At 60.1% G+C, this 26254-nt stretch carries 26 protein-coding genes and 3 pseudogenes; 14 read left to right on the plus strand and 15 right to left on the minus strand.

The window, feature by feature from the left end; genetic code table 11:
- Window positions 1-109: 109 nt before the first annotated feature.
- Together P5706_RS37150 and P5706_RS37155 are read left to right on the plus strand one after the other, a co-directional pair.
- Window positions 110-886: pseudogene (locus tag P5706_RS37150) on the plus strand (PAS domain-containing protein); the annotation flags it as partial.
- A gap of 117 nt (window positions 887-1003) precedes the next feature.
- Window positions 1004-1429: pseudogene (locus tag P5706_RS37155) on the plus strand (methyl-accepting chemotaxis protein); the annotation flags it as partial.
- Between the two features lie 143 nt (window positions 1430-1572).
- Here P5706_RS37155 and P5706_RS07060 read toward each other — a convergent pair.
- From P5706_RS07060 to gntR, 6 genes are all read right to left on the minus strand, one after another.
- On the minus strand, window positions 1573-2082 hold the full coding sequence (locus tag P5706_RS07060; protein WP_200433421.1) for a hypothetical protein: 510 nt from the start codon (window positions 2080-2082) through the stop codon (window positions 1573-1575).
- A gap of 132 nt (window positions 2083-2214) precedes the next feature.
- Window positions 2215-3624 (minus strand): MFS transporter, encoded by a 1410-nt coding sequence (locus P5706_RS07065; protein ID WP_200433420.1) that lies wholly within the window; start codon window positions 3622-3624, stop codon window positions 2215-2217.
- A 9-nt stretch (window positions 3625-3633) separates the two neighbouring features.
- On the minus strand, window positions 3634-4371 hold the full coding sequence (locus P5706_RS07070; RefSeq protein ID WP_285678845.1) for an NAD-dependent epimerase/dehydratase family protein: 738 nt from the start codon (window positions 4369-4371) through the stop codon (window positions 3634-3636).
- Between the two features lie 14 nt (window positions 4372-4385).
- Window positions 4386-5018: a glutathione S-transferase family protein gene (locus tag P5706_RS07075; RefSeq protein WP_285678846.1), complete on the minus strand. Its 633-nt coding sequence runs from the start codon at window positions 5016-5018 to the stop codon at window positions 4386-4388.
- A gap of 189 nt (window positions 5019-5207) precedes the next feature.
- Window positions 5208-5441, minus strand: coding sequence for a DUF6124 family protein (locus tag P5706_RS07080; RefSeq protein WP_177024260.1), 234 nt, complete (start codon window positions 5439-5441; stop codon window positions 5208-5210).
- 771 nt (window positions 5442-6212) lie between these two features.
- Entirely contained in the window at window positions 6213-7244 is a 1032-nt protein-coding gene (gene gntR, locus P5706_RS07085) for an HTH-type transcriptional regulator GntR (protein ID WP_285682666.1), read from the minus strand.
- 211 nt (window positions 7245-7455) lie between these two features.
- Here gntR and P5706_RS07090 point away from each other — a divergent pair, with 211 nt between their 5' ends.
- Window positions 7456-7989, plus strand: a complete 534-nt coding sequence (locus P5706_RS07090) for a gluconokinase (RefSeq protein WP_017139216.1) — start codon at window positions 7456-7458, stop codon at window positions 7987-7989.
- Window positions 7990-8073: 84 nt separating this feature from the next.
- A complete protein-coding gene (locus P5706_RS07095; RefSeq protein ID WP_138814135.1) occupies window positions 8074-9426 on the plus strand; it encodes a GntP family permease in 1353 nt (450 codons plus the stop codon).
- Window positions 9427-9565: 139 nt separating this feature from the next.
- Here the strand turns inward: P5706_RS07095 and alaC are convergent, their stop codons facing one another.
- Window positions 9566-10765 (minus strand): alanine transaminase, encoded by a 1200-nt coding sequence (gene alaC / locus P5706_RS07100; RefSeq protein WP_200433417.1) that lies wholly within the window; start codon window positions 10763-10765, stop codon window positions 9566-9568.
- A 195-nt stretch (window positions 10766-10960) separates the two neighbouring features.
- Between alaC and P5706_RS07105 the strand changes: the two genes are divergently transcribed.
- The gene (locus P5706_RS07105) at window positions 10961-11443 is read left to right on the plus strand and encodes a GyrI-like domain-containing protein (RefSeq protein WP_200433416.1); all 483 of its coding nucleotides are present in this window, start codon (window positions 10961-10963) and stop codon (window positions 11441-11443) included.
- A 43-nt stretch (window positions 11444-11486) separates the two neighbouring features.
- On the opposite strand, the gene P5706_RS07110 is transcribed toward P5706_RS07105, so the two are convergent.
- The 4 genes from P5706_RS07110 to P5706_RS07125 are packed head-to-tail and all read right to left on the minus strand — an operon-like array spanning window position 11487 to window position 14145.
- Window positions 11487-12092: a pyridoxamine 5'-phosphate oxidase family protein gene (locus P5706_RS07110; RefSeq protein WP_200433415.1), complete on the minus strand. Its 606-nt coding sequence runs from the start codon at window positions 12090-12092 to the stop codon at window positions 11487-11489.
- 36 nt (window positions 12093-12128) lie between these two features.
- Entirely contained in the window at window positions 12129-13337 is a 1209-nt protein-coding gene (locus tag P5706_RS07115; protein ID WP_026013559.1) for a type II toxin-antitoxin system HipA family toxin, read from the minus strand.
- On the minus strand, window positions 13330-13584 hold the full coding sequence (locus tag P5706_RS07120; RefSeq protein ID WP_017135431.1) for a helix-turn-helix domain-containing protein: 255 nt from the start codon (window positions 13582-13584) through the stop codon (window positions 13330-13332). The genes P5706_RS07115 and P5706_RS07120 overlap by 8 nt, the downstream gene beginning before the upstream one ends.
- A 42-nt stretch (window positions 13585-13626) precedes the next feature.
- Entirely contained in the window at window positions 13627-14145 is a 519-nt protein-coding gene (locus tag P5706_RS07125; RefSeq protein WP_285678847.1) for a GNAT family N-acetyltransferase, read from the minus strand.
- 147 nt (window positions 14146-14292) lie between these two features.
- Between P5706_RS07125 and P5706_RS07130 the strand changes: the two genes are divergently transcribed.
- The 4 genes from P5706_RS07130 to P5706_RS07145 are packed head-to-tail and all read left to right on the plus strand — an operon-like array spanning window position 14293 to window position 16827.
- On the plus strand, window positions 14293-14712 hold the full coding sequence (locus P5706_RS07130; protein ID WP_285678848.1) for a YybH family protein: 420 nt from the start codon (window positions 14293-14295) through the stop codon (window positions 14710-14712).
- Between the two features lie 42 nt (window positions 14713-14754).
- Complete coding sequence (locus P5706_RS07135; protein WP_200433412.1) at window positions 14755-15099, plus strand: YciI family protein; 345 nt, start codon at window positions 14755-14757, stop codon at window positions 15097-15099.
- Window positions 15100-15130: 31 nt separating this feature from the next.
- Entirely contained in the window at window positions 15131-15607 is a 477-nt protein-coding gene (locus tag P5706_RS07140; RefSeq protein ID WP_285678849.1) for an SRPBCC family protein, read from the plus strand.
- The gene (locus P5706_RS07145) at window positions 15604-16827 is read left to right on the plus strand and encodes an RNA polymerase sigma factor (protein ID WP_285678850.1); all 1224 of its coding nucleotides are present in this window, start codon (window positions 15604-15606) and stop codon (window positions 16825-16827) included. Before P5706_RS07140 ends, P5706_RS07145 begins: the two co-directional genes overlap by 4 nt.
- Window positions 16828-18047: 1220 nt before the next feature.
- Here P5706_RS07145 and P5706_RS07150 read toward each other — a convergent pair.
- Window positions 18048-18902 (minus strand): LysR family transcriptional regulator, encoded by an 855-nt coding sequence (locus P5706_RS07150; RefSeq protein WP_138814147.1) that lies wholly within the window; start codon window positions 18900-18902, stop codon window positions 18048-18050.
- Window positions 18903-18990: 88 nt separating this feature from the next.
- On the opposite strand from P5706_RS07150, the gene P5706_RS07155 reads away from it, so the two are divergent.
- On the plus strand, window positions 18991-19431 hold the full coding sequence (locus P5706_RS07155) for a multidrug/biocide efflux PACE transporter (protein WP_200434539.1): 441 nt from the start codon (window positions 18991-18993) through the stop codon (window positions 19429-19431).
- Here P5706_RS07155 and P5706_RS07160 read toward each other — a convergent pair.
- Window positions 19418-20323 carry a LysR family transcriptional regulator gene (locus tag P5706_RS07160; protein ID WP_285678851.1) on the minus strand — a complete coding sequence of 302 codons (906 nt, stop codon included), beginning with the start codon at window positions 20321-20323 and terminating at the stop codon, window positions 19418-19420. The two genes, P5706_RS07155 and P5706_RS07160, sit on opposite strands and share 14 nt — an antisense overlap.
- Before the next feature lie 50 nt (window positions 20324-20373).
- Complete coding sequence (locus P5706_RS07165) at window positions 20374-21132, minus strand: SDR family NAD(P)-dependent oxidoreductase (protein WP_285678852.1); 759 nt, start codon at window positions 21130-21132, stop codon at window positions 20374-20376.
- A 106-nt stretch (window positions 21133-21238) separates the two neighbouring features.
- Here P5706_RS07165 and P5706_RS07170 point away from each other — a divergent pair, with 106 nt between their 5' ends.
- Entirely contained in the window at window positions 21239-22135 is an 897-nt protein-coding gene (locus P5706_RS07170) for a LysR family transcriptional regulator (RefSeq protein WP_285678853.1), read from the plus strand.
- Here P5706_RS07170 and P5706_RS07175 read toward each other — a convergent pair.
- On the minus strand, window positions 22132-23049 hold the full coding sequence (locus P5706_RS07175) for a LysR family transcriptional regulator (protein WP_017137886.1): 918 nt from the start codon (window positions 23047-23049) through the stop codon (window positions 22132-22134). The genes P5706_RS07170 and P5706_RS07175 overlap by 4 nt on opposite strands.
- A 219-nt stretch (window positions 23050-23268) precedes the next feature.
- On the opposite strand from P5706_RS07175, the gene P5706_RS07180 reads away from it, so the two are divergent.
- From P5706_RS07180 to P5706_RS07190, 3 genes and pseudogenes are all read left to right on the plus strand, one after another.
- On the plus strand, window positions 23269-24051 hold the full coding sequence (locus P5706_RS07180) for a 5-oxoprolinase subunit PxpA (RefSeq protein WP_200434533.1): 783 nt from the start codon (window positions 23269-23271) through the stop codon (window positions 24049-24051).
- Window positions 24052-24391: 340 nt separating this feature from the next.
- Window positions 24392-25270 (plus strand): annotated as a pseudogene (locus P5706_RS07185) (5-oxoprolinase subunit B family protein).
- A complete protein-coding gene (locus P5706_RS07190; RefSeq protein ID WP_285678854.1) occupies window positions 25267-26241 on the plus strand; it encodes a 5-oxoprolinase subunit C family protein in 975 nt (324 codons plus the stop codon). The pseudogene P5706_RS07185 and the gene P5706_RS07190 overlap by 4 nt, the downstream one beginning before the upstream one ends.
- Window positions 26242-26254 lie beyond the last annotated feature (13 nt).

Below are 26254 nucleotides of genomic sequence, written 5' to 3' on the forward strand. Positions count from 1 at the left end.
GCATATAAAGCGTTTCGGATGGTTATTTCCCCATGAAGGTTAGCCAGTACTATCCAAAAAATGAATGGAATGCGCCTTCCAGGCGCCGGGAATCAAGGGTGATCTGACCATGTTCAACCGCCATCACAAATCCGACCTGCAACAAATCGAACGTTTCTCCTGTGCCCTCACCGAAGCCAACGCCAAACTCGCTGCCATCAGCCGGTCCATGGCGATGATCGAGTTCGACCGCAATGGCGTGATCCTCGATGCCAACGACAACTTCTGCAAAGCCATGGGCTACAACGTGGAGGAGATTCGCGGCAAACATCACCGTATTTTCTGCGAAGAGGCCTACACCCACACCGAGGCCTACACCAAGCTGTGGCGTGACCTGGCGCGCGGCGAAGCCCTGAGCGGCACCTTCATGCGCCTGAACAAGCGTGGCGAAGAAGTATGGCTGGAAGCCAGTTATATGCCGGTGGTCGACAGTAACAACCAGGTGCAAAGTGTGATCAAAGTGGCCTCGGATATTTCGGCGCGGGTCCACCATGAGCATGAGAACCAGAGCCTGATCGACGCCATCAGCCGTTCCATGGCGGTGATCGAGTTCACGCCCCAGGGCCAGATTCTCAACGCCAACGACAATTTCTTGCGCACCGTGCAGTACTCGCGTGAGGAAATCATCGGCCAGCACCACAGCATGTTTTGCCACCGCGCCGAGGTTGAATCGCCTGCGTACAAGGCATTTTGGGCCTCGCTCAACCGTGGCGAATACCACTCCCACCGCTTCGAGCGTAAGAACAAGTACGGCAAGACCCTATTTCTGGAAGCGTCCTACAACCCGATTTTCGACACCAACGGGCGCCTGTACAAAGTGGTGAAGTTCGCCAGCGACATCACCGATCAGGTCACCACCCTGCGTACTGCCGCCGATTCGGCGCATGCCACCTCGGTGCAGAACGACGCCTGTGCGCGCAAAGGTTCGGAGGTGGTGCAGCAAACCGTGCAGATCATCGAGGCGATCTCCAACGACCTGAACCAGGCGGCCCAGAGTATCGACGCGATGAGCAAGCAATCGGACATCATCGGCTCCATCGTGCAGACCATCCGCAGCATTGCCGAACAGACCAATATGCTCGCGCTCAACGCAGCCATTGAAGCGGCGCGGGCCGGTGAGCATGGGCGTGGTTTTGCGGTGGTGGCCGATGAAGTGCGCAGCCTGGCCGCACGCACCAGCCAGGCGACGGTGGAGATTGTGGATGTGGTGCGCAAGAACCACGACCTGTCGCTGAGCGCGGTGTCGAGCATGCAGTCAAGCTTGAGCCGCACCGGGCTGGGGGTGGAATTGGCGAATGAGGCGGGGCAGGTGATCCTGGAGATTCAGGAAGGCTCGCGGCATGTGGTGGATGCCATCAGCCAGTTCAACTCGACGTTGCAACTGCAGTAAGGCTGGGGGCTCAAGATCGTTCCCACGCTCCGCGTGGGAATGCCTCACTGGACGCTCCGCGTCCGCTCTTGGGACGCGGAGCGTCCTTGGCTGCATTCCCACGCGGAGCGTGGGAACGATCATCCGATCATCAGGGGTGTCGGTTAGATCGCGGCCAGGGTTTCTTTCACAGCCTGCGCCGGATCAGTGGCTTTCGCCGCTACCTGCTGTTCTTGCTGCTGCTTCACACGGTCTGCCACTTCTTTGGCAATCGCGTCCTGCTTTTCCTTCGGCATCGCCTGCACTTGCGCCTCGGTCAAACCCTGTTCCTTGAGCAACTGCTCGCGGATGCGTTCGGCCGGGGATTTGTTCATGTAGTCGGTGAAGTCGGCGCGTGCGGTGCTGGTGCCCGAACCGGCTGCCGGCACATCCGTCGAGGCCGTTGGGGCTGCGGTGGTGGCTTGCAGCTGCACACGGGTCTTGGCAAAGGCTTCGTCGATACGGTCGTTGGCCTTGTCCAGGTCCTTCTGTGCGGCCGGCACGGTCACACTTTGCTGCGCGGCTTGCAGGGCCCCGCTGTACAGCGTGCTGGCGGCAGCGTTGGCTGGGTCCATGTCGGGACGCTTGAGCTGCTGCACGGTCGATACGGCTTGGGTGTTGTTGTTAATCAGCATGATTGCGCACCTGGGATGTGTTCGGTGCGTCAGCTGGAGCAAATAGCATGCCGGGTGCACAACCCCCAGTTTTATTGGGGATGGCGTGGCCGTCGCGGCAAACTTTGTCCCGCAGGCGGCCAACCGTTGCCGTCAGTGGGCGATATTTTCCAGCGCCAAATTGCGTGTGCGTGGCCCGAACCAACTGATGGTGATCATCACAATCAACATGCTGCTGGCGATAAACGCCAATACACCCGGCGTGCCCAGGTGCTCCAGGATAAAACCGATCAACAAACTGCTGAACACCGTGGACAAGCGGCTGAACGAATAACAGAACCCCACCGCCCGCGCGCGGATGTTGGTCGGGAACAGTTCGCTTTGGTACGAGTGGTAACTGAAACTCAGCCAAGCGTTGCAGAAGGTGATCATCACCCCGCAGATCACCAGCCCCACCGCCGTGGTTTGCAGGGCAAACAGGCTGCCGAAGATCATTGCGCCCATGGCTGAGCCGACGATTTGCCATTTGTTTTCAAAGCGATTGGCCACTTTTACAAACAGCAACGGCCCCAGCGGATAGGCGAGGGTGATGATAAAGGCGTACATCAGGCTGTGGGTCACGCTCACGCCCTGGCCCGACAGCAACGCCGGCAACCAATTGCCGAAGCCGAAAAAGCCGATAGCCTGGAACACATGGAACACGATCAGCATCAACGCACGGCGCCGGTACGGCGGTTGCCAGATATCGGCAAAACGGCCGCTGCCTTGCACGCTGACGGCCTGCGGTTCAGGTTCATCCAGTGGTTTGCCGTGATCCTTCTGGCAGCGCGCCTCCAGGTTGTCCATGATCTGCCCGGCCTCATCAAAGCGACCTTTTTGCGCCAGCCAGCGCGGTGATTCCGGTAAGCGTTTGCGCAGTTGCCAGATAAACAGCGCAAACACTGCACTGCTGAGCACCACCCAGCGCCAGCCGGACACCCCGAACGGCGCCTGGGGCACCAGCCACCATGACATCAACGCCACCGCCGGCACCGACAGAAACTGGATAAAAAACGCGAAGGCGAACGCCGAGCTGCGCATGCGTTTGGGCACCAGTTCCGACAGGTAGGCGTCGATGGTTACCAGCTCGATCCCCAGGCCAATGCCCACCAGAAAACGCATGCCGATAATGCCCAGCGCCGAGGTTTGAATGCCCATCAACACCGTGGCGACCGTGTACCAGATCAACGCAAAGGTAAAGATCGCCCGGCGCCCGAAACGGTCGGCGATGGGACTGAGCAGGCTGGCGCCGAGGAACAGGCCCAGAAAGGTCGCCGAGGCGAACGCGGCCTGGTCCGAGAAGCCGAACACGCCTTCACTGCCGGTGTGGAAGATCCCGTCGCTGATCAAGCCGGGGCTGATATAGGCGGTCTGGAACAGGTCATACAGCTCGAAAAAACCACCGATCGACAGCAGCGCCACCAGGCGCCAGACAGTGGCGACGGCGGGCAAGCGGTCAATGCGCGCGCTGATATGGGCAGCGCGGATCGGGTCGATGCCGTCGGCGGTGGTGAGTGCGGGCATGGGCAGAACTCAATAAGTAATCGGGATTTCAAATGCTTGGAACGCATCGTCGACCGGATGGTAACCCAACACTCGCGTGGTTTCGCTCAGGTCCAGGCGCTTGAAACGGTTATTGGAAATGCCATGGGCGATCAGGTGTTTCACACCTTCGGCTTCCACCGAACGTTGCAGCAATTGCACTGCGTCACGCGGGCTGAGCCAGGCGCTGAGGTCGCGGGCGTTGTTGAGGTCGTGGGTTTCGGCGAACTCAAAGGCGCCGATGCGCAGGGCAATGGTCGACAGCGGGGTTTTCGCTGCGTAGTAGCCGCACAGCGCCTCGCCGTAGCATTTGCTCACGCCATACAGGTTGGCGGGCATTACCTGCATGCCGGGCGTGATCTGCCGGTCCACCGGGTAGCCTTCGATGGTTTGTGCGCTGCTGGCGAATACCAAACGCTTCACGCCGGCGGCTACGGCAGCTTCGAACAGGTAAGTCGTGGCGAGGATATTGTTCGGCAGCAATTCGTCGAACGAAGCGCTGGCGTGAGGGATGCCCGACAGGTGCACGACCACGTCGATGCCGTCGAGCAGCGCGGCAAGGCTGGCTTTGTCGCTGAGGTCGGCGTGGACGAAACGGTGCTCGCCCAGGTCGAACGCCGGCGCGATGCGGTCCGTGAGGGTGAAGCGGTAGCGGTCTGTCGAGGCTTCGAAAAATGTCTTGCCGATTCTGCCGCAGGCGCCGGTAAGCAGTACGTTGAGTCCTTTCACAGTGAGTCCTTGTTTTAGTTATGGCCGTCGAGGGCAAAGGTTTTGAAGCCCTGGCGCTGGCCAAGGCGTTGGTAATACGCCGCAATGGCAGGGTAGGGCGGGCGCTCCATGGGCGTGTTCTGCCAACGGTGCACCGAAAGGCCGATCAGGATATCGGCGAGGGTGAATTCATCTCCGGCCACATAGGCGCCGGTTTTGGCCAACTGTTGTTCCAGCAGGCCCATCTTGTCATTCCAGCGCTGCACGGCGGCGGCAATCTGCGTTGTGTCGAGGTTGTCAGGGTTATTGCGCACCAGCGCGGTGAAGGCGTCGCCCCAGGCGCGGTTAAGTTCCACGGCTTGCCAGTCCACCCATTGCTCGACCCGCGCCCGTGGCGCCGGTTCGGCGGGCAGCAAGTCAGTGCGTTGGTACAGGCCGACAAGGTAGCGGCAGATGGTGTTGGACTCCCACAACACGCCGTGGTCGTCGATCAGCACCGGCACCTGGGCGTTGGGGTTCAAGGCCAGGAATTCGGCTGACTGGGTGGGCTTGAAGCCGATGCCCCAGTCTTCACGCACGTAGTCGATGCCCAGTTCCTGGCAGGTCCAGAGCACTTTGCGCACGTTGATAGAGGACGTGCGGCCGAGGATTTTCAATGAGTGTCCCATGGTGCTTCCCTGACGATGGCGAGCGGTCAATCTAGCAGGGGCAGGACTTTACGGCGATATCTTAAGTGGGCACGGACAACATGTGGGAGCTGGCTTGCCTGCGATAGCGGTGTGTCAGGCAATGATGTGCCGACAGGTCTACCGCCATCGCAGGCAAGCCAGCTCCCACATTTTTAACCGAGTAAGGCTTTAGGTGCGTGGTGTTTGCTGGTCCATGGCTTTGCCGACCATCAAGACTGATAACTCGCTGAGTTGATGAATGGCGAGGGCCACGTCGCGGTGTTTGCCGGTGAGGTCATTGGACAGGTCGAGCAGCAAGGTGCTGACGGAACACACGGTTTCGTAGCTGTTGATCAGTAGGGATTCGATGGGTGTGTCGGGTGTGAGAGTGAAGAGCGTAGTTGGGGGATTGACGCTTTGCATGGTTGAAGTACCTGGTTTGTGCCAACACCCGCATCGCTACTAAACAAGTTGGGTGGCAGCTGTGCGCAGGTTAGTAGACCGGTAATCCCACACAAACCCGGCGCGCCCGAAGGCGCCCTACGCACAGCCGCCATAATTGGCTTGTGCATATTGTGTTGGGAAGTTCGGGCTACTAAACCCGATCACCGAGAAATTCAGTGACCGACCAACCTTAGAGACCACCCCCCAAGCGCACAAGCCGGCGGATTCTGACGTAAGCGTAGGCAACCGGGCAAGGCGCTTACGGCAATGTCAGCCGCTTCCTACAGGCGTCCCACACCACTCCGATCGTTCCCACGCTCCCGCGTGGGAATGCAGCCCAGGACGCTCTGCGTCCAAAGCGTGACGCAGAGCGTCACAAGAGGCATTCCCACGCAGAGCGTGGGAACGAGCACGTCACGTGCTCTCGCGCACCTGCAAAGTCTGTCGCAAGTGGGCTGTTGTGGCGAGCAGGCTTGTCGAATCGTCGCACCGCCTGCGTTGGGCTTCGAAGCAGCCCCAAATCCAGACGCTGAGTTCTTTCAGGAAAATTGCAGTGTCTTTACTGGGGCCGCTTCGCAGCCCAACGCAGGGCAAGCCTGCTCGCCACAGGAGAAAGTGGCTGACTTCAAAAAAGTTGTGTAGATACCTATGCTGCGATAGCGGTAGATCAGTCGGCACTTCATTGGCTGACACACCGCCATCGCAGGCAAGCCAGCTCCCACAGTTTGTTTGTGTTTGGGCTTTGAAAGGTTAAGTACTTTCGCGCACTTGCAATTCAAACCCCATGTCCACCACCGGCTTGGCGATCTTGTTGCCCGCCATGATGGTCAACAAATGCTCCGCCGAGCGCCGCCCGATCGCTTCACGTGGCGTGCTGATGCTGCTCAAGCGCGGCACCATAAAGGAGGACGCCGGCAAATCATTAAAGCCCAGCACCGCCACGCGCTCCGGGACGTTGATGCCGTGGCGCATCGCCTCCAGCAGCGCGCCTTGGGCCAGGTCGTCGTTACCGAAGAAAATCGCGTCCACATCCGGATGCGTCGCCAGCAGTTGCAAAAACAACTCGCCACCCAAGCCCACGGAGGAGGGGCGCGGTGTCAGCAATTCCAGCGCCGGGTCGTACATGCCGGCGTGTTGCAGGGCGCGGCGGAACCCTTCACCGCGCAGCAATGTGCGTTGGTCCAACTGCGCGCCGATATACGCCAGGCGCTTGCGCCCGCGGGAGAGCAAATGCGCTGCCGCTGTCTCGCCTGCGCTCAGTTGCGAAAAGCCCACGCAGTTCACACCGGCATTAGGGTCCAGATCCATCATGTACACACAGGGCACGTTGCTGGCCTCGACCATTCGCCGTGCGCTTTCGGTGCGGTCAAACCCGGTCAGCAGTAAACCGCGTGGCTGGTAAGCCATATAGTTACGCAACAGGTTTTCTTCTTCATCGCGTGAATAGTGCGAGTTGCCGATCAGCACTTCAAAGCCCTTGGGCCGCAGCACTTGGTGGATGGCTTCGAGAGTTTCGATAAACAGCAGGTTGGACAGCGACGGCACGATGACCACCACCGAATGGCTTTGCGCCGAGGCCAGGGCGCGAGCGGCGGGGTTGACGACGTAGTTGAGTTCGGCAGCGGCCAGTTGCACTTTTTCCACCAGCTCGGTAGCAACCGTGCTGACGCCACGCAGTGCGCGGGAGGCGGTAATGGGGCTAACGCCCGCCAAGCGGGCCACTTCATTGAGGGTCGGGCGACCCGTGGTGCGTAATTTTTTATCGTTCTTGGAGGTCATCAGGCTGTTGCCAAACAAAAATCGAGGCACTAAGGTAGCGCTGTCTCCAAACGGCTGCAAATACTTGAACGTTGGGTTGCCTGATCCTGTTCAAACGGTTGGAGAGGATGCACGCGTCACTCCATAAAAATGACAAGTCGGCGCGGGAAAAGCCTGTTTTTGCACTAGCCTTACAGCGTGCAAAGGTAGCGCTATCTGCGTCCTGAGGTGTTTCATGAGTCAACCTGTTACCGCCCTGGTCATCATGGGTGTTTCCGGCTGTGGCAAGTCCAGCGTCAGCGAAGCCCTGTGCCGCCTGAACGGCGCCACCGCGATTGAAGGCGACAGCTTTCACCCTGCCGCCAATATCGAAAAGATGAGCGCCGGCCACCCACTCAACGACGACGACCGCGCCGGCTGGCTCGACATCCTCTGCGATGAACTGCGCCGCTCGCTCAAAGCGGGCGAGCATCCGGTGCTCACCTGCTCAGCCCTTAAAAAGAAATACCGCGACCACCTGCGCGAAGCCGCGCCGGGCCTGGGGTTTGTGTTCCTGGAGCTGACCCGCGCCGTGGCCGCTGACCGCGTGTCCCATCGCCCCGGCCATTTCATGCCGGCAAGCCTGATCGACAGCCAGTTCGCCACCCTCGAATCGCCCGTGGGCGAGCCGCTGACCCTGGCGCTCAATGCCAGCGAAGACAGCGTTGAGGACTTGGCCGAGCAAACCAATGCCTGGTGGCTGCAACACGGCTTTGAACCTACTCATTAATTTTTTGCCGGAAAAGGTAGCGCTACCCCCGGCGAAAGATTCAATACCCGCTTTAATAACAACAACAAACAGGAGAGACCCCCCATGTTTGGCATGTCCCACGAGTCCTACCTGCTGCTAGATGCAGTGGTCACAATCATCGGGTTGATCGTTCTGATCACCAAATTCAAGGTGCACCCGTTCATTGCACTGATCATCGCGGCCGGCTTCCTCGGCCTGACCTCGGGCATGCCCGTGGACAAGATCATCAAGGCGTTCCAGGACGGTTTTGGCGGCGTGCTCGGTTTTGTCGGCATCATCCTCGCGCTGGGCACGATGCTCGGCAAAATGATGGCCGAATCCGGCGGTGCCGATCAGATCGCGCAAACGCTGATCCGCGCCTTTGGCAAAGAAAAAGTCCAGTGGGCCATGATGTTCGCCGCGTTCCTGGTGGGCATCCCGCTGTTCTTCGAGATCGGTTTTGTGCTGCTGATCCCGCTGGTATTTATCGTCGCGCGCCGCACCGGCGTGTCGCTGATCAAGATCGGCATCCCGCTGCTCGCCGGCTTGTCGGCGGTACACGGCCTGGTGCCACCGCACCCTGGCCCGCTGCTGGCCATCGGCGTGTTTGGTGCAGATATTGGTAAAACCATCCTGTACGGCCTGATCGTCGCACTGCCGACCGCCATTATTGCCGGGCCGATTTTCGGTACGTTTATCGCCAAGTACATTCCGGGCAACCCGTCCCAGGAACTGGTTGATCAACTGGCCCGCGAGCCGGAGTCAAAAAGCCTGCCGAGCTTCAGCATCACCCTGATCACCGTGCTGCTGCCGGTGTTCCTGATGCTGCTCAAGACCTTCGCAGACGTCGCGCTGCCGGACGGCCACGCCATCCGCAACTGGATGGACATGATCGGTCACCCGATCACAGCGCTGCTGCTGGCGTTGCTGCTGTCGCTGTACACCTTTGGCCATCGCCAGGGCATTCACTCCAAGCAAATTCTCAAGCTGCTCGACGCCAGCCTGGCGCCGACCGCTGCAATCATCCTGATCATCGGCGCCGGTGGTGGCTTCAAGCAGATGCTGGTGACCAGCGGCGTGGGCGACGTGATCGGCCATATGGCGGTGAACGCGCAGATCAACCCGATTCTGCTGGCGTGGCTGGTGGCGGCGGTGATTCGTGTGGCCACAGGCTCCGCGACGGTCGCGACCATTACCGGCGCAGGCATTGTGGTGCCGGTGGTCGGCATGATTCCAGGGGTTAACCGTGAGCTGCTGGTGTTGGCGACGGGGGCGGGTTCGTTGGTGTTGTCTCACGTCAACGATGCGGGGTTCTGGCTGGTGAAGCAGTACTTCAATATGACCGTGGTCGAGACGTTCAAGACCTGGACGGCGATGGAGACCATTCTGTCGGTGGTGGCGCTGATCTTTATCATGTTGCTGTCGTTGGTGGTCTGACAGGCGCACCACAAAACCTATGGGGTAACCCAATCAAATGTGGGAGCTGGCTTGCCTGCGATGGCGGTGTTGGATTCACCATCGCCATCGCAGGCAAGCCAGCTCCCACATTGATTCGGTTTCTTCAGGTCGTTCAGGATCAGGCTTTATCCGCCCTGAACATCCCGCGAATCCCGCGTACCGCCTGGCGAATCCGGTCCTGGTTCTCGATCAGCGCAAAGCGCACATGATCATCGCCATACTCACCAAAGCCGATACCCGGCGACACACACACCTTGGCCTCCAGCAGCAACTTCTTGGCAAATTCCAGCGAACCCATGGCGGCATACTGCTCGGGAATCTTGGCCCAGACGTACATCGACGCCTTGGGGTTTTCCACCATCCAGCCCAGCTCATGCAGGCCTTTGACCAGCACGTTACGGCGCTGGCGATACTGTTCGGCAATGTCTTTCACGCACTGCTGATCGCCTTCCAGCGCCGCAATCGCCGCCACTTGCAGCGGGGTGAAGGTGCCATAGTCGTGGTAACTCTTGATCCGCGCCAGGGCGTTGACCAGTTCCGGGTTGCCGACCATAAAGCCGATGCGCCAGCCGGCCATGTTGTAGCTCTTGGACAGGGTGAAAAACTCCACCGCAATGTCTTTGGCGCCTGGCACTTGCATGATCGATGGGGCTTTCCAGCCGTCGTAGACGATGTCGGCGTAGGCCAGGTCGTGTACCACCAGCACGTCGTACTGTTTGGCCAGGGCGATTACGCGTTCGAAGAAATCCAATTCCACGCACTGCGCGGTGGGGTTGGACGGAAAGCCCAAAATCATCATTTTCGGCTTGGGGATCGAGCCACGAATCGCCCGTTCCAGCTCGTCGAAGAAGTCCACGCCCGGCACCAGCGGTACCGAACGCACCTGGGCGCCGGCAATCACGGCACCGTAGATGTGAATCGGGTAGCTGGGGTTGGGCACCAGCACGGTGTCGCCCTGGTCCAGGGTCGCCAGCATCAAGTGCGCCAGGCCTTCCTTGGAACCGATGGTCACGATGGCTTCGGATTCCGGGTCGATATCCACTGCATAGCGGTCTTTGTACCAGCGCGAAATCGCCCGGCGCAGACGCGGAATGCCTTTGGACGTGGAGTAACCGTGGGTGTCTTCACGCTGGGCGACGGTGACCATTTTTTCCACGATATGGGGAGGCGTGGCGCCGTCAGGGTTACCCATGCTCAAGTCGATGATGTCTTCGCCGCGCCGACGCGCAGCCATCTTTAGCTCGGCAGTGATATTAAAAACGTAAGGGGGGAGTCGATCTATGCGCGCAAAGCGGCGCGGCGAACCTTGGTCTGCCATTGTTGCCTCGAGGTACGTAAGCGCCCGGAACCGTCCGAGCGACGTCGGCCACTGCGGTGGCCTGCGGGGCAGACAATACGGTCGATGATGGCCAGTTGTCCAGATGCGTAGGAAAAATTTCTACTTGGAGTGCAGCGTGGATATGCCCCTATACTCGACGCGGGTTTGTTCCCTCATAAGAAGGAGACTGTTCGTATGGATCAGCAGACAAAACAACCGTTAGAGCCACGCATGGAAGCCGGTAAAGCCTTGGTAATCGCTGGGGTACAAGGGCGTTATTCAAAGGCCACAGTGGGTGATATCCCAAAGCTGTGGGAGTTATTCAACACCTGCATCAAAGACATCAAAAAACGCGTCGGGGGCGTGACCTATGGTGTGTGCCATAACCCTCACCATGGCGAATTCGACTACATGGCCGGGGTGGAAGTCCCGACTAAAAGCGACGTGCCGAGCAACTTCGAGTTCATCGAAATTGCGCCGCTTAACTATGCCGTGTTCCCGCATTACGGGCCGGTGCAGGCACTTGAGCAAACCTACGAGCGCATCATGTTCGAGTGGTTACCGCACTCGGGCTACAAGGTGATGGGCGCGGATTTCGAGCGCTACAGCGCCGATTTTGACGCGCACAAGGGCACGGGGACGGTGGAGATCTGGCTGCCGGTTGGCGAAAAGGGCTGACGGCGGTGCTGGCGGCGCGGGCAAGCCGGCGCCGCCAGAGGCATCAATACAGCGTGTTTTTGACCCGCTCCGGCATTTCTCGGTCATAGGCCTCGGCATCAAACTGCCCAGCATTGAGCCGCTTGTGAAACGCACCGGCCGACGGCAGTGCCGAGCGGTCCAGGTGCTTCTCGGGGTTCCAGCAATCCGAGCGCACAAAGGCTTTGGAGCAGTGGAAATACGCCGACTCCACTTGCACCAGAATCACCGAGCGCGCCGGTTTGCCATTTACCGCAAAACTCTCCAGCAGTTCGGGCTCGATGGAAATCTGCGCGCGGCCATTCACGCGCAACGTCTCGCCAATGCCCGGGATGATGAACAGCAAGGCAATCCGTGGGTCTTGCAGCAGATTGCGCAACGTATCGACCCGGTTATTGCCCGGCCGATCCGGGATCGCCAGGGTGCGCTCATCCACAATCCGCACAAACCCTGGCACATCACCGCGCGGTGAGCCGTCAATGCCGTCCGGCCCGGATGAACTCACCACCACCAGGGGCGACGCCCGCACCATGGCCTGGTAATCCTCGTTGAGAAACGCGATCTCCTTGCGCACCGCCCGCTCGTGGGGCAGGCCGTAGAGGGTTTCGAGTTGTTCGAGGGTTGTCAGCATATTCACCACCTTGTCCTTGGATGAGTACAGAAGCGTTCAGCCACCGAAGCTCTGCTGGTAGCTCTGGGCGGATTGTCGAATGGCTTTTGCAACGTCAGGCGCTAACCGGCAGTATTCGTCTTCGCGCTTGAGCACGACCTCAAGGGTTTGAAGCAGCGCCTGAATACGCGCCTGAGGTTCTGCAATTTCGCAGGTTCTTGCAAACTCAAGGATGCCCAAGCGTGAGGCAAACATTGATTTGTTGCCGGACAGATCCAGCGCAAGTGTGTCTTCAGGTATATAGGCGGTGGTATTCACGATGTCGTAAGCCGGGGCCAGGCGCGCGTCAAATTTAATCGGGTCACTGTAGAGCACACCGAAGTTTTTCAGGTGAGCATCGCCATTTCCCACGATGCAACTCAAAGCCACGCTATCGAACAATTGGTCCAACGAGCTGCGTTGGTTTTCTGGTGAGCAAAACGCGCGTACAGCCTTGGCGATGGCGGCATAGCTCTTGGTGTATTTCTGTTCGGCAGACAGGCCCATCAGTGTAGTCATGTCTTCGAAACCCAGCGGGTTGAGCTGCGCGTCGCGATCAAAGCGCCGCATGATGAATAGCTTATGGTTCTGCGACAGATAAAACGGCGGCACGGGCAGGCCTGCATCCCGCGCAATGGACATGCACAGGTATTCATTGATGGCCAAGCCCGGAAACTCATCGCGCCCGCTTTTGATAATCAGGTCGTTGGTTTTTGAGGTGAATTTTTGCTCGGGAGTTTGAGGTTTTTCTGGCACGAGCACTTTGGGCTGTACGCCAGAAATGCCCGCTCGCAGAATGTAACGGTCCACCAAGTCGGCGAACAGGTCTTCTGCTCCATCCCACGCGAGAATTTCTGCCAGGTTCTCTCCGTTTGCGGGCGGACCGTTGCGTTGGATCAATTCGTTTATCTGATCGGAAATCACGAAAACCCGGCCAATCGGTGCACTGCTACCTGATAAGGCCAGTAACAGCATCGGATCCACTTTTACCGTTTTAGCCAGACGGTTACGCAATTGTTCCAGTACGTAGCCTTCGGGCAAATTCATTTGAAAGATTGGATGCAATTCGCGGCGGCGATATTCTTCTGCGCGCACGGGCATGGTAAGGCTGATGGCGCTTTGGGCCTGTGCCTTAGCGTCGTAGCGAAACAGGTAATCATCAGCGCCCACCAAGACGCTGCCGCTGTCGCCCTGAGGCGTATGAACGCTAAGAGCGGGGCTATTCATTGAACAAGTCCTCTAACTCTTCAAGTGTCGGCAGAGTCACTGGCACTAATTTGACCTCACTGCCCAGGGCGGCAATCACGCGAGCATAGGCATTCATGGAAACAGAGAGGCTGCCCTTCTCGATTTCGATCAGTTTTTGCCGGGTAACGCCCGCAAGTTTCGCCAGGTCCGCTTGTGTATAGCCACGGTTGAGGCGCATGGAGCGAACTTGTTGGCCTAAGCGTTGGGTGATAATAGAAGTGTCCATGTCACGTATTCATTACTTTTGATTATTTAAGTCATATATACGTTACATTTTTAAGCTGTCAATGCCATCCCGACCAAACACCCAACTCAACCTGCGCTCATACCCAACCCGCCCCTTATACGCCTCCCCGCTGTCCACCCACCCAGCCGCCAGATACAACCCCATCGCCGCCACATTGTCGGTGTCCACCGACAACTCCAGCGCCTTGATCTGCGGCCACGCCTGCAGGGCTGCCGCCGGCAATCCCTGCAAACACGCTTTGCCAAACCCGCGCCCTTGCTGGTGCCGGTCCACCTGCAATGCATGCAGCGTGGCGCTGTGTTCATCGGCCCAATGGGGCAGGCAGGGCGGGCGTTTGAGCAGCAGGAAGGCCACGGGCGTTTCGTCGGCCAGTAGCGCAAAGCCTTTGATCGCACCGGGCTTGGGGTTGACCAGCAGGCTGTTGAGCGCGCAGTAGATATCGCCGGAATACGCCAGTTGCTCGGGGTGTACTTGCAGGGTGTCGAGTTGCTGTTTCTGCACAAGGCTCAGCGTCTCATAGGCGACGAGGCGGGTTTCCATCGGGGGCGCATCCGAAATCCTACAAAGAGGCGGGGATTCTAGCGGGTTTGGCGCAGGCGAAATTATTTTTCAACGGTGTGTCGATTTGCCCAAAGGCCATTCGACTAGGGGTGTCCTTTGTGATTTCCAACCCCCAGGAGTATCGCCATGAGCACTGCAATCAACCGCCTGATCGAGCAATGGAAGCAAGCCGTACTGGCCCGTGATATCGACAAAATTGTCAGCTATTACGCCGACGATATCGTCTCGTTCGACGCCGTTACCGCACTGCAATTCAAAGGTAAAGCCGCCTACCGCGCCCATTGGGATGAATGCATGAAGCATTGCCCCGGCCCGGGTATTTTCGAGTTTCATGAGCTGCATATCGTCGAGGCGCCAGACAGCGCGTTTGCCCACTGGCTGGCGCACTGCGGCGGCGCCGGGCCGGATGGTGTGGTGAAGGCGTGCTGGATGCGCGTGACCGCCTGCTACCAGCGCATCAACGGGCAGTGGAAGGTGGTGCATGAGCACTGGTCGGCGCCTTTCGACATGGAAAGCGGCACGGCATTGTTCGACCTGAAACCTTGACCGCCACGAACTATAGTCAGTAGTCCGAAAACGGAGAGCACCATGAAATACCTCTGCCTGATCTACAGCAACGAAGAGGTGCTGCACACCTCGCCCGACAGCCCTGCGGACCCGGAGTGTCTTGCCTACGCCGAGGCCATCCAGGCCAGCGGCCGGATGCTCGCCGCCGAGCCGTTGGAGTCGGTGAGCACTGCCACCACCGTGCGCATGCGTAATGGCAAGCTGTCGATCACCGACGGGCCGTTCGCCGAAACCAAGGAGCAACTCGCCGGGTTTTACCTGATCGAGGCCAAGGACTTGAATGAAGCGCTTCAGGTGGCTGGCGGTATACCGGCGGCGCGGGTCGGCAGTGTGGAAGTGCGCCCCGTGCGTGAATTGAATCTCTGAACACAACAACCACAAGACAGGAGGTTTACCCATGAATACCCAACCCGCTGAATTTGAACTGTCCATCAGCCGTCTGATCGACGCACCGCCAAGCAAGGTGTTTCGCGCCTGGACCACGCCCGAGCTGTTGCAGCAATGGTGGGGGCCACACGGCATGACCACGCCGGAGTGCGAAATGAACCTGTGGGTCGGTGGCCTGTTTCGCACCTTGATGCGCGCGCCGGATGGCGCCGAGTACCCGACCTCTGGCGTGTTCCTGGAAATCGAAGCGCCGAGTCGGCTGGTATTTACCGATGCCTATGCGCCGGGCTGGGTCCCGTCGGGCAAGCCGTTCATGACCGCCGAAGTGACCTTCGAAGCCGTCGACGGCAAGACCCAGTACACCGCCCGCGCCATGCATTGGAGCGAAGCCGATAAGCAGGCCCACAAAGCCATGGGTTTTCATGATGGCTGGGGCCAGAGCCTCGACCGCCTGGTGACGCTGGTGACCCAAGGCATGCCCGATTGACCCCGCAGGTCGAGGCGATTTACCGCAGCGAATCACGCCGCGTACTGGCCACGCTGATTCGCTTGCTGGGTGATTTCGACTTGGCTGAAGAGGCGCTGCACGAGGCGTTTTTTATTGCGCTGCAAAGCTGGCCGCAAGACGGCGTGCCGGCTAACCCACGGGCCTGGCTGGTTTCTACTGGCCGCTTCAAAGCCATCGACCGCTTGCGCCGACAGGCACGTTTTACCCCGTTACTGCAGGAGCAGGCCGACGCGCTGGAAGCGGCTGACTGGAGTGAGGAAGACGTGGAAGACGACCGCCTGCGCCTGATTTTTACCTGCTGCCACCCGGCGTTGGCGCCTGACGCCCAGGCGGCGCTGACCTTGCGTGAGATCTGCGACCTTACCACCGAAGAAATCGCCCGCGCCTTTCTGGCCACGCCCACCACCATCGCCCAGCGCATCGTGCGCGCCAAGGGCAAGATCCGCGAAGCGAAAATCCCCTACCAAGTGCCTACCCTGGACGCGTTGCCCGAGCGTCTGGACAGCGTGCTGCGCGTGGTTTACCTGGTGTTCAACGAAGGCTATTCGGCGTCCATGGGCGCCGACCTCACCCGCGAAGACCTGACCCGCGAAGCCATTCGTTTGGGGCGTTTGCTGCTGGAGTTGCTGCCAGAGCCGGAAGTGATGGGCTTGCTGGCGCTGATGCTGTTGCATGAATCGCGCCGAGCAACGCGCACCTCGGCCGACGGTGAGTTGGTGTTATTGCATGAACAGAACCGCGCAGTGTGGGACGCGTCCTTGATTGCTGAAGGCTGCGCACTGGTGGAGCAGGCGTTGAACACACGGCGTTTTGGCCCGTATTGCCTGCAGGCGGCGATCGCGGCGGTGCATGCCGAAGCGCCCCAGGCTGAGGACACGGACTGGCTGCAGATTGTCGGGCTTTACGATGTGTTGCTGCGCGAAGTGCCGTCGCCGGTGATCGAGCTGAACCGCGCTGTGGCGGTGGCGATGGGGCAGGGGCCGCTGGCGGGGTTGCAGTTGGTGGAGGGGCTCTTGCAGCGCGGGGAATTGTTGGATTATCACCTGGCGCATTCGGCACGCGGGGAGTTTTGCCGGCAGTTGGGGCGGGTTGAAGAGGCGCGGGAAGCTTACGAAAAAGCCCTGTCACTCACCCAGCAAACGCCGGAAAAACGCTTCCTCGAACGTCGCCTGGCCGAGCTCAAATCCTCCACACAATGAAGATCAAAACTGTCGGAGCTGGCTTGGCTGCTGTGGCGGTTTGTCGGTGTACATATCCGTTGCTGCGGTAACGGCGGCTATTGGTTCCGCTCTTACAGCGGGTAACTTTTGCAAGGACGCAAAAGTAACCAAAAGGTCCTCGCCCCACCACTCGGCACCTCGCTTAGGCTCGGTGTGCCCTCACTCCGGCTTGAATCCGTGGGCCGCCGCGATGGGCCATCCTTGGCCCAGCGCGGCTAACCCGGCGTCCTGCCGGGTTACCCACGGATTCAAGCCTGCGTTCGGCCATCGTGGTTAACGGGGCGTCTCAGATCAAAAGCAGATCAAGATCAAGATCTACAGCACGGCGGCCTGAAAGCCGACCTGAGTGGTTGAAGCAAAAGCCAGATCAAGTGCGAAGCAAAAGCCTATCTACCTGATGCAACGCGGTTTAAGTGTGGGAGCGGGCTTGCTCGCGAATGCGGTGGGTCAGTGACAGATGAGTTGACTGACCCACCGCATTCGCGAGCAAGCCCGCTCCCACAGTTGACGGCATGCAGTTTTGAATATGAGGTCGGCTGCGGATTTGCATGCACTGAAGAGCTGCTTTTCTGTGGGAGCTGGCTTGCCTGCGATGCAGACACCTTGGTGTATCAGGCACACCGAGTGGATGCTATCGCAGGCGAGCCAGCTCCCACCTTTGACCGAGTACGGCTCTGCTGTTGCGGTTGCTCTGGCCCTTACATCCTTTTCGCTGGCGAAGTCAGCGGTCTTTTGATCTGCGCTTTTGATCGTGATCTTGATCTGAAATCGCCCCGTTAAACACGATGGCCGGAATTCGACAGTGATTTGGGGGGTAAACCGGCAGGGATGCCGGTTTAGCCGCGCTGGGCCAAGGATGGCCCATCGCGGCGGCCCCCCAAATCACTGTCGGATTGCGGGCATGCCGAGCCATAGCGAGGCACCGAGTGTTGGGGCGAAGACTTTTTGGTTACTTTTGTCTGGGCCGGCATTCCGGTCTTTACAAAAGTGACCCGCTGTAAGAGCGGAACCCTACTCAGCCGTTACCGCAGAAACGGATATGCCCCCCAACCGCCCAGCCCCAAGACCGCCTCAACGTTAACGTTGTGTAGATACCCATGCTGCGATGGCGGTGGGTCAGCAATAGAAAAGTCGGCTGACAATCCGCCATCGCAGGCAAGCCAGCTCCCACAGTTTTGATCTTCATTGTTTGGAGGTCATCACTCCAGCATCTTGCCCAGCAACCAACTCCCCGCCGGCCCCGGCGGATGGTGCCGTGACCACAGCGCATCCACCGCCACCGAGCGCGGCCAGCTGCGGGCCTTGAGTTCGACCAAGTGGTCGCCGCCAAAACGCTCCACCAACCAGCGCGGAATCGGTGCCCAGCCAAACCCAAGCTGCGCCATCTCCATCAGCATCAAGTAACTGGGTGCCGACCATACCCGCCCGCTCGGGCGGGTTTCAGTCGGGTTGATGATGCTGGCCAGGCGCAGTTCACGGTGTTGCTGCAAGGTCTGCGCCGGGATGTTCTTCAGCTTGGCCAACGGGTGCGTGGGCGCCGCGAACAGGGCAATTTCGGTACGTTCTTCGACCGGGGCACCGGTCAGGTCGGGTGGGTAAGTGTCTTGTTTTTCGATAAACGCAATCTGCGCCCGGCCGCTTTGCACCAGGGCGATCAGGTCTTCGCATTCGGCGATCAGGCATTCCAGCTCAAGGTCCGGGTGGCGCTGTTCAAAGGCTTTGAGGGCGACTTCAAAGCGGTCGGACTGGTAAGTATCGGACATGGCGATGGTCAGCTTGGGTTCCAGACCCTGTGACAACTGACTGGCCGCCAGCTCCAGGCGGCTGCTGGCCTCCAGCACCTGCTCGGCGCGTTGCAACAGCACATGGCCGGCTGGCGTGAGCGTCGGCTTGCGGCTGCTGCGATCAAACAGCACCACATCCAGGTCAATCTCCAGGCTCGCCACCGCCGCGCTGACGGTGGACTGGCTTTTACCCAGCTTGCGCGCCGCCGCCGAAAACGAGCCTTGGGTAGCCGCCTGCACAAACGCTTGCAGCACTTCATTGGAGGCCATGTCTATCGCCTTTATCGATGGTTATTAGTTATGAAGTATCGAGTCAAAGGGTAATCATGGCAACCATCGTCACTCAAGGAGCCGGGTCATGAACCCTACCAAGTCGATTACTGAACGTGTTTGCCAGGCCATTGGTTTTGAAGGGCTGGCCTTATTGATCTGTACACCCTTGCTGGTGTGGATCACCGGCCGGCCGGCCCTGGAAATGGGCGCGGTGACTCTGGGCATCAGCCTGTTGGCGCTGAGCTGGAACGTGATTTTCAACAGCCTGTTCGACCGCCTCAAAGCCCGCCTGCAATGGACCGACGGCGGCTGGACCCGCGTGGTACATGCGCTGTTGTTCGAAGGCGGCCTGATCATCCTGGCGGTGCCGTTGATTGCCGCGCTGATGAAGATCAGCCTGTTGGAAGCCTTCATCCTCGACATCGGCGTGCTGTTGTTCTTCCTGCCGTACACCTACGTGTACCACTGGGGGTATGACGTGCTGCGGGAAAAATTCGTACAGCCCCGCGTGCCTAGCCAAGCTTGAGCGAGGCGACAAACTCCAGAAATGCCCGCACTTTGGCTGCGGGCAAGTGCCGCGACGGGTAATAGGCGTACAACGGGAAACGCTCGTCCGGCCAGTCGGGAAACAGCTCCACCAGGCTGCCGGCCTTGATCGCCGACTCCAGGCCGAGGTCGAGCATCTGCGCCACGGCATGCCCGTGTTCACACACGCTGTATAAGGTGCTGGCGTCGTTGACCACCAAGCGGCCGCTGGTGCGCACAATCGCCTGCTCGCCGGGCCGGTGGAATTCCCAGGCAAACGGGCGACCGGTTTGCGAGTCGCGAAAATCCAGGCACATGTGCCCGGTTTCCAGGTCTTGCGGGATCGTGGGTCGGCCGTATTGCTCAAGGTAGGCAGGGGAGGCCACGGTGAGCACGCGCACTTCCATCAGTTTGCGTGCGATCAGCGAGGAGGATTGTGGGATGCCGAAGCGAATGGCCAAGTCAAAGCCATCGGCCACCAGGTCGCCGAGTTGGTCGCGGGTGTGCAGGTCGAGTTGCAGTTGCGGGTATTGGCGCATGAAGTTGCCCAGCACCGGGCCGAGTACCAGCCGCGAAAAATAAGGGTCGATGTTCACGCGCAAACGCCCGCGCACGGTGAGGGCGCTGTCGGCCGCCGAATGGGCGGCCTCTTCCAGCCCGGCCAACAGCGGGGCGATTTGCTGGTAGAAACGTCGCCCTTCGTCGGTCAATTGCACCGAGCGGGTGGTGCGGTCGAACAGGCGAATGCCGAGGCGTTTCTCCAGGCGGGAAATCGCCCGGCTGACCCCCGAAGGCGTCATCTCCAGGCTGTTGGCGGCGCGGGCAAAGCTGCCGCTGTCGACCACGGCGGCCAATACGCCCATGCCGCCGGCCAAGCCTGGATCAAAACTCATCGGTGATTGCCCGTCAGTGATCTGAAGGCATTGATGCTAACGCAGAATGCTTACAGAAACATGCCGCCCGAGGCTTCAATGCGTTGCCCGGTGATCCAGTTGCTGCCATCGGCCAGCAGAATCGAAATCGCGCCGCCGATATCGTCCGGCAAGCCGGCACGGCCCAAGGCAGTATTGTTGGCAACCATCGCATTCAGCTGTGGGTTATCGCGCACTGCGCCGCCGCTGAAATCGGTGGCAATCGCACCGGGTGCGAGGGTGTTGACGGTGATGCCACGCGGGCCGAGTTCTTTGGCTTGATAACGCGACAGCACTTCCACGGCGCCTTTCATCGACGCATAAGCGGCGTAGCCAGGCAGGCTGAACCGCGCCAGGCCGCTGGAGATGTTGATGATGCGCCCGCCATCGCTGATCAGCGGCAGCAGTTTCTGGGTGAGGAAAAACGGCGCCTTGAAGTGAATGGCCACCAGCTTGTCGAACTGCTCTTCGGTGGTTTCGGCAAAGCTTGCGTGAGCGCCGATGCCCGCGTTGTTGATCAGAAAATTGAGATGTTGCTGGGCGAAAACGTCCTTGAGCACCGTAGCGATTTGCCCGACAAAAGCATCGAAGCTGCCGCTCTGGCTGACGTCCAGTTGCAGCATGGCGGCGCGGCCACCCAGCGCTTCAACCTGTGCCACCACCGCTTGGGCCTCGGTTGCGGCGCTGTGGTAGGTGCCGATGATGTCCACGCCTTGTGCGGCAAGGTGCAAAGCGGCGCTTTTGCCAAGGCCACGGCTGGCGCCGGTGATGAGTGCGATTTTACGAGTCATGCGGTAGTCCTCATGGGTGATCAGTGGGACTGAGTGTATTTGTCCGCCCATAACGTGATAAACAGGCTGATATCGGAATCACTGGCCGGATAAGGCGAACAATCCCATGAACAAACTTGAGCTGTTGCGCACCTTCGTGCGCGTCACCGAGCTGTCGAGTTTTACCCAGGCTGGCGAGAGCCTGGGCCTGCCGCGTTCCACCGTGTCCGAGCATGTGCAGGCGCTGGAAACGTTGCTGGGCGCGCGCCTGTTGCAGCGCACCACGCGCACTGTGCAAGCCACCCAGGACGGCCGCGTACTGTATGAACGCAGCAAGGATTTGCTCGCACACATGGAAGAGCTCGAAGGCCTGTTTCGTCAGGATGAAGCGCAATTGGCCGGGCGCATTCGGGTGGACATGCCCAATGCCATGGCGCGCGGCCTGGTGATGCCGCAACTGCCCTCGTTCATGGCGCGCCACCCGCTGGTGGAGATGGAAATCAGCAGTTCGGATCGCCAGGTCGACGTGATTGCTGAAGGCTTTGATTGCGTGGTGCGCGTGGGCGCGCAACCCGATCAAAGCGTGGTTGCGCGCAAGGTGTGCAGCATGCCGATGGTCAACTGCGTAAGCCCCGCGTACCTGCAACGTTATGGCGTGCCCGAAACCATTGCCGATCTGGCGCAGCATCAACTGGTGCACTACGTGCGCCCGCTCGGTGCGCGCTCGGCCGGGTTTGAATACCTGCAAGGTAACAAGGTGCAGCGCGTGGCTATGGCCGGGCGCGTGACCGTCAGCAGCACCGATGCCTACCAGGCGGCGTGTCTCGGCGGTTTGGGGATTGTCCAGGTGCCGCTGCTCGGTATTCGCGATTTATTGGCCAGTGGCGAGTTGGTTTCGGTGTTGGGGGACTACCTCGCACCGCCCCTCGACGTCTCCATGCTCTACGCCGGCCAACGGCATTTGCCGTTGCGGGTGCGAGTGTTTATGGAGTGGCTGGCGGCTACCTTGCAGGCGCGGATTTAACGCCGCGCCGACAACTGCTGCGGCGCCAGGAAGGCGTCGTGGAAGTAGTCACGAAACGCCTGCATCGCCGGGGTAAATGCACGCTCGCGGTGCCAGGCCAGGCCGACGCTCATGGGCGTGACCGGGTCGGTGACGGTCAGGGTTTCGATGCGTTTGCCTTCCAGTGACCACGGCCGGTGTACCAGGTCCGACAAAATCGCCACGCCGCTGCCATTGGCGACCATGCTGCGCACCGCCTCCACTGAACTGGTGCGCAGCCGCACGTTGGGCGTTTGCCCGGCCTGTTCCCAGTAGCGCATGGCACTGTGCTCGGCTTCGTCGACGGTCAGCAGGATATAAGGCTCTTGCGCCACATCCGCCAGGCTCACGGCACCGCGTTCGCACAACGGGTGATGGCTGGGCAGCCATAGGCGGCGTTCGGAGTTGAACAGGATTTCCGAGACGATATCCGCGTGAGTCAGGTTGGCGGTGAGCACCACGGCCATGTCGAACTGGCCGTCGAGCAGGCCGTGTTCGATGGCCTGGCGCTCCTGCTCGAAGACGTCAATCGTTACGTCCGGGTGCCAGTGTTGCATGCGTTGCAAGTGATGCGGCAGGAAGTAACCCAGCACCGTGTAGCTGGCCGCTACGCGCAATACGCCGCTGGCGCGGTAGTCGGGCAGTGGGCTGTTGAGGGCGTCGTCCACGCTGCGCACGATCACATAGGCGCGGTTGAGAAAATGCCGCCCGGCGTCCGTGAGGTTCATGCCCTGGGCCGAGCGCACGAACAACTGCACGCCGAGCATGGCCTCCAGTTCCTTGATGGCAGTGGTCACCGCCGACTGGGAGATGTTCAGGTGAATGGCGGCCTGGGAAATCTGGCCGATTTCGGCGGTGGCGACGAAGTAGCGCACTTGGCGCAAGGTCAGGGACATGGCTTTCTCCGATCGTTCCCACGCTCTGCGTGGTAACGCCTGTTGTGACGCTTTGGGACGCAGAGCGTCCTGGGCTGCATTCCCACGCAGAGCGTGGGAACGATCTTTACGCTCTTTGGGTATCTGATTTTCAGAAGATGGGCCATCTGATAATAGATCTTCCCAAGGGGTCAAGCCCCAGCCTACTTTCAGCCATCACCTTTTGGCGGAGCAACCTCGATGCGGGCAGTGGATTTCAATTCGGACATGGGCGAAGGCTTCGGGCCCTGGACCATCGGAGATGGCGTCGACTTTGACCTGATGGCCTATATCAGCTCGGCCAATATCGCCACCGGCTTCCACGCCGGCGACCCCGGCACCATGCGTCGCACGGTCGAACGCGCCAAGCAACTGGGCGTGGGCATTGGCGCGCATCCGGGCTTTCGTGACCTGGTAGGGTTCGGTCGTCGGCACATCAACGCCCCGGCCCAGGAACTGGTGGACGACATCCTCTACCAACTCGGTGCCCTGCGCGAAATCGCGCGTGCCCAAGGGTTGGTCTTGCAACACATAAAGCCCCACGGCGCACTTTATATGCACCTGGCCCGCGACGAAGAAGCGGCGCGGCTGCTGGTGCAGAACCTGCAAATCATCGAACCGACGCTGTTGCTGTATTGCATGCCCAACTCGGTGATCTGGCGCGTGGCCAAGGAACTGGGGCAACCGGTGGTGCGCGAGTTTTACGCTGACCGTGAGTACGACCTGAGCGGGTCCATTGTGTTTACTCGCAATGTGCGTGCACTGGACCCTGCAACGGTAGCGGCACGCGTCCTACGTGCTTGTCAGACTGGGCGGGTGCGAACCGTAGAAGGCGAAGACCTGCTGATCGAATTTGATTCCATCTGCCTGCACAGCGACACGCCCGGCGCGCTTGAGTTGGTAGAAGCCACCCGCGAAGCCCTGGATCAAGCGGGCATTGTGGTGACCAACGAGCGCTCCGTGTTGAACGGGCATGTTGGGTGAGTGGGCTTTCTGTGGTTAGCAGACTTGCCCTGATGGGTGGGCTTTCTGTGGTCAGCAGGCTTGCCCTGATGGGTGGGCTTTCTGTGGCGAGCAGGCTTGCCCTGCGCTGGGGCGCGTAGCGGCCCTGAAACCATACGGCCTAGGTTTACCAGTAATTGCACGGTTGGCTGTGATGGGGCCGCTGCGCAGCCCAGCGCAGGGCAAGCCTGCTCGCCACAACAAGCGTGCTCGCCACAACAAGCCTGCTCACCACAATAAGCGTGCTAACCGCAACGCAATAAGCTGACCATCCATTTGATTTTTTGCCTGCCTTTCTACAATGATTCCAAGAGGAACAGACATGGCTGAAACCACCCCCATCCGCTACAGCTTCGGCGGTGATGAACATCTGTTTGCCGAGGTCAGCGACAGCATGTCCCTGGAGGCCTTTTTCAAAGGCATGGCCGTGACCCGCGCCGTGGAGCGCCTGGCGTTGGAGGGCGTGCTGGATGTGTGCCTGGCCAATGCATCGTTCCAGATTCGCTTCGACCCCGACCGTATCGCGCCGCATGTGCTGCTCGACGCGGTGCAAAGCGCCGAAGCCCAGGCGGTGGCCGAGCGCACCTTGCACACGCGCATCATCGAAATCCCGGTGCTCTACAACGACCCCTGGACCCACGAAACCCTGATGCGCTTTCGCGACCGCCACCAAGACCCCAGCGGCACCGACCTGGAATACGCCGCACGTATCAACGGCCTGGCCGATGTAGACGCTTTTATCGCCGCCCACAGTGGCGCGCCGTGATTTGTGTCGATGGTCGGCTTCGTCGCGGGCTTACCGTTCATGTTCCAGATGGTCGAGCGCGAGCGGCAATTGCAGGTGCCCAAGTACCTGCGCCCGCGCACCGACACACCCAAACTGACCCTCGGCCATGGCGGCTGTTTCGGTTGCATTTACTCGGTACGCGGCGCGGGTGGTTACCAGATGTTTGGCGTAACCCCGGCGCCGATCTACGACCCGGCGCAGCAGTTGGCTTACCTCAAGGAACACATGGTGTTCTTCCGCCCCGGTGACATCGTGCAGTTCAAACCGATGGACCGCGACGCCTTCGACCTGGCGGTGGCCGAAGTGGAGGCCGGGCGTTTCGACTTGCGTATCCGCCCGGTGGAATTTTCCCTGGATGCGTTTCTTGCCGACCCCATCGGCTACCCGAAAACCCTGCAGGAGGCGCTGGCATGATCAAGGTGCTTAAACCCGGCCTCGCCACTTCTGTGCAGGACTTGGGCCGTGAAGGTTATTACCACTTGGGCATCCCGCCTTCGGGCGCCCTGGACCAGTACGCGTTGAGTGCGGCCAACCATTTGGTCGGTAACCCAGCCGGTGCGGCGGGTCTGGAATGCACGCTGATCGGCCCGGAACTGGAGTTTCGCCAGGATGCATTGGTGGCGCTCAGTGGCGCGCTGATGTCGCCGCGCCTGGACGGCGAGGTGGTGCATCAGGACACCGCCTTCCAGGTGCGTGCCGGGCAGGTGCTGCGCTTTGAGTTTCCCAAGGCCGGCGCGCGCACGTACCTGGCGGTGGCCGGTGGCATCGACGTGCCGCTGGTGCTCGGCAGCCGCTCGACGTACACCCTTGGCGCGCTCGGTGGGTTTGAAGGGCGGCGCTTGCAGGAAGGCGATGAACTGCCGATCGGCGACGCCAGTGGAACAGGCCGCGCGGGCAATAGCTTACCGATGGCCTTGCGCCGTTCGGTGGGTGGCGATGTGACCTTGCGCGTGGTGCCAGGGCTGTATTACGAGCGCCTGACGGATGCGGCAAAAAGCAGCTTTTTCGCCGAGCCGTGGACAGTAGGCTCCGAGGCGGATCGCATCGGCTATCGCTTCAAGGGCGGCAGCGCCTTGAGTTTTCAGCCGCGCGAACAACCGTTTGGTGCGGGCTCGGATCCGTCGAATATCGTCGACAGTTGCTACCCGATCGGTTCGATCCAGGTGCCAGCCGGGTTGGAACCGATTGTGCTGCACCGCGATGCGGTGTCGGGTGGCGGCTACGCGATGATCGGCACGGTGATCAGTGCGGACCTGGACTTGATCGGGCAGATGCAGCCGAACCAGCGGGCGGGGTTTGTGGCGGTGACATTGGAGGAAGCATTGGAGGCGCGGCGGATCTACAAAAAGCGCTTGAAGGCCATGGCTGGGCTCTTCAACCACTGACATATCCTAAAAC

Source organism: Pseudomonas sp. ChxA (assembly GCF_030263855.1).
Taxonomy (GTDB): domain Bacteria; phylum Pseudomonadota; class Gammaproteobacteria; order Pseudomonadales; family Pseudomonadaceae; genus Aquipseudomonas; species Aquipseudomonas fluorescens_CB.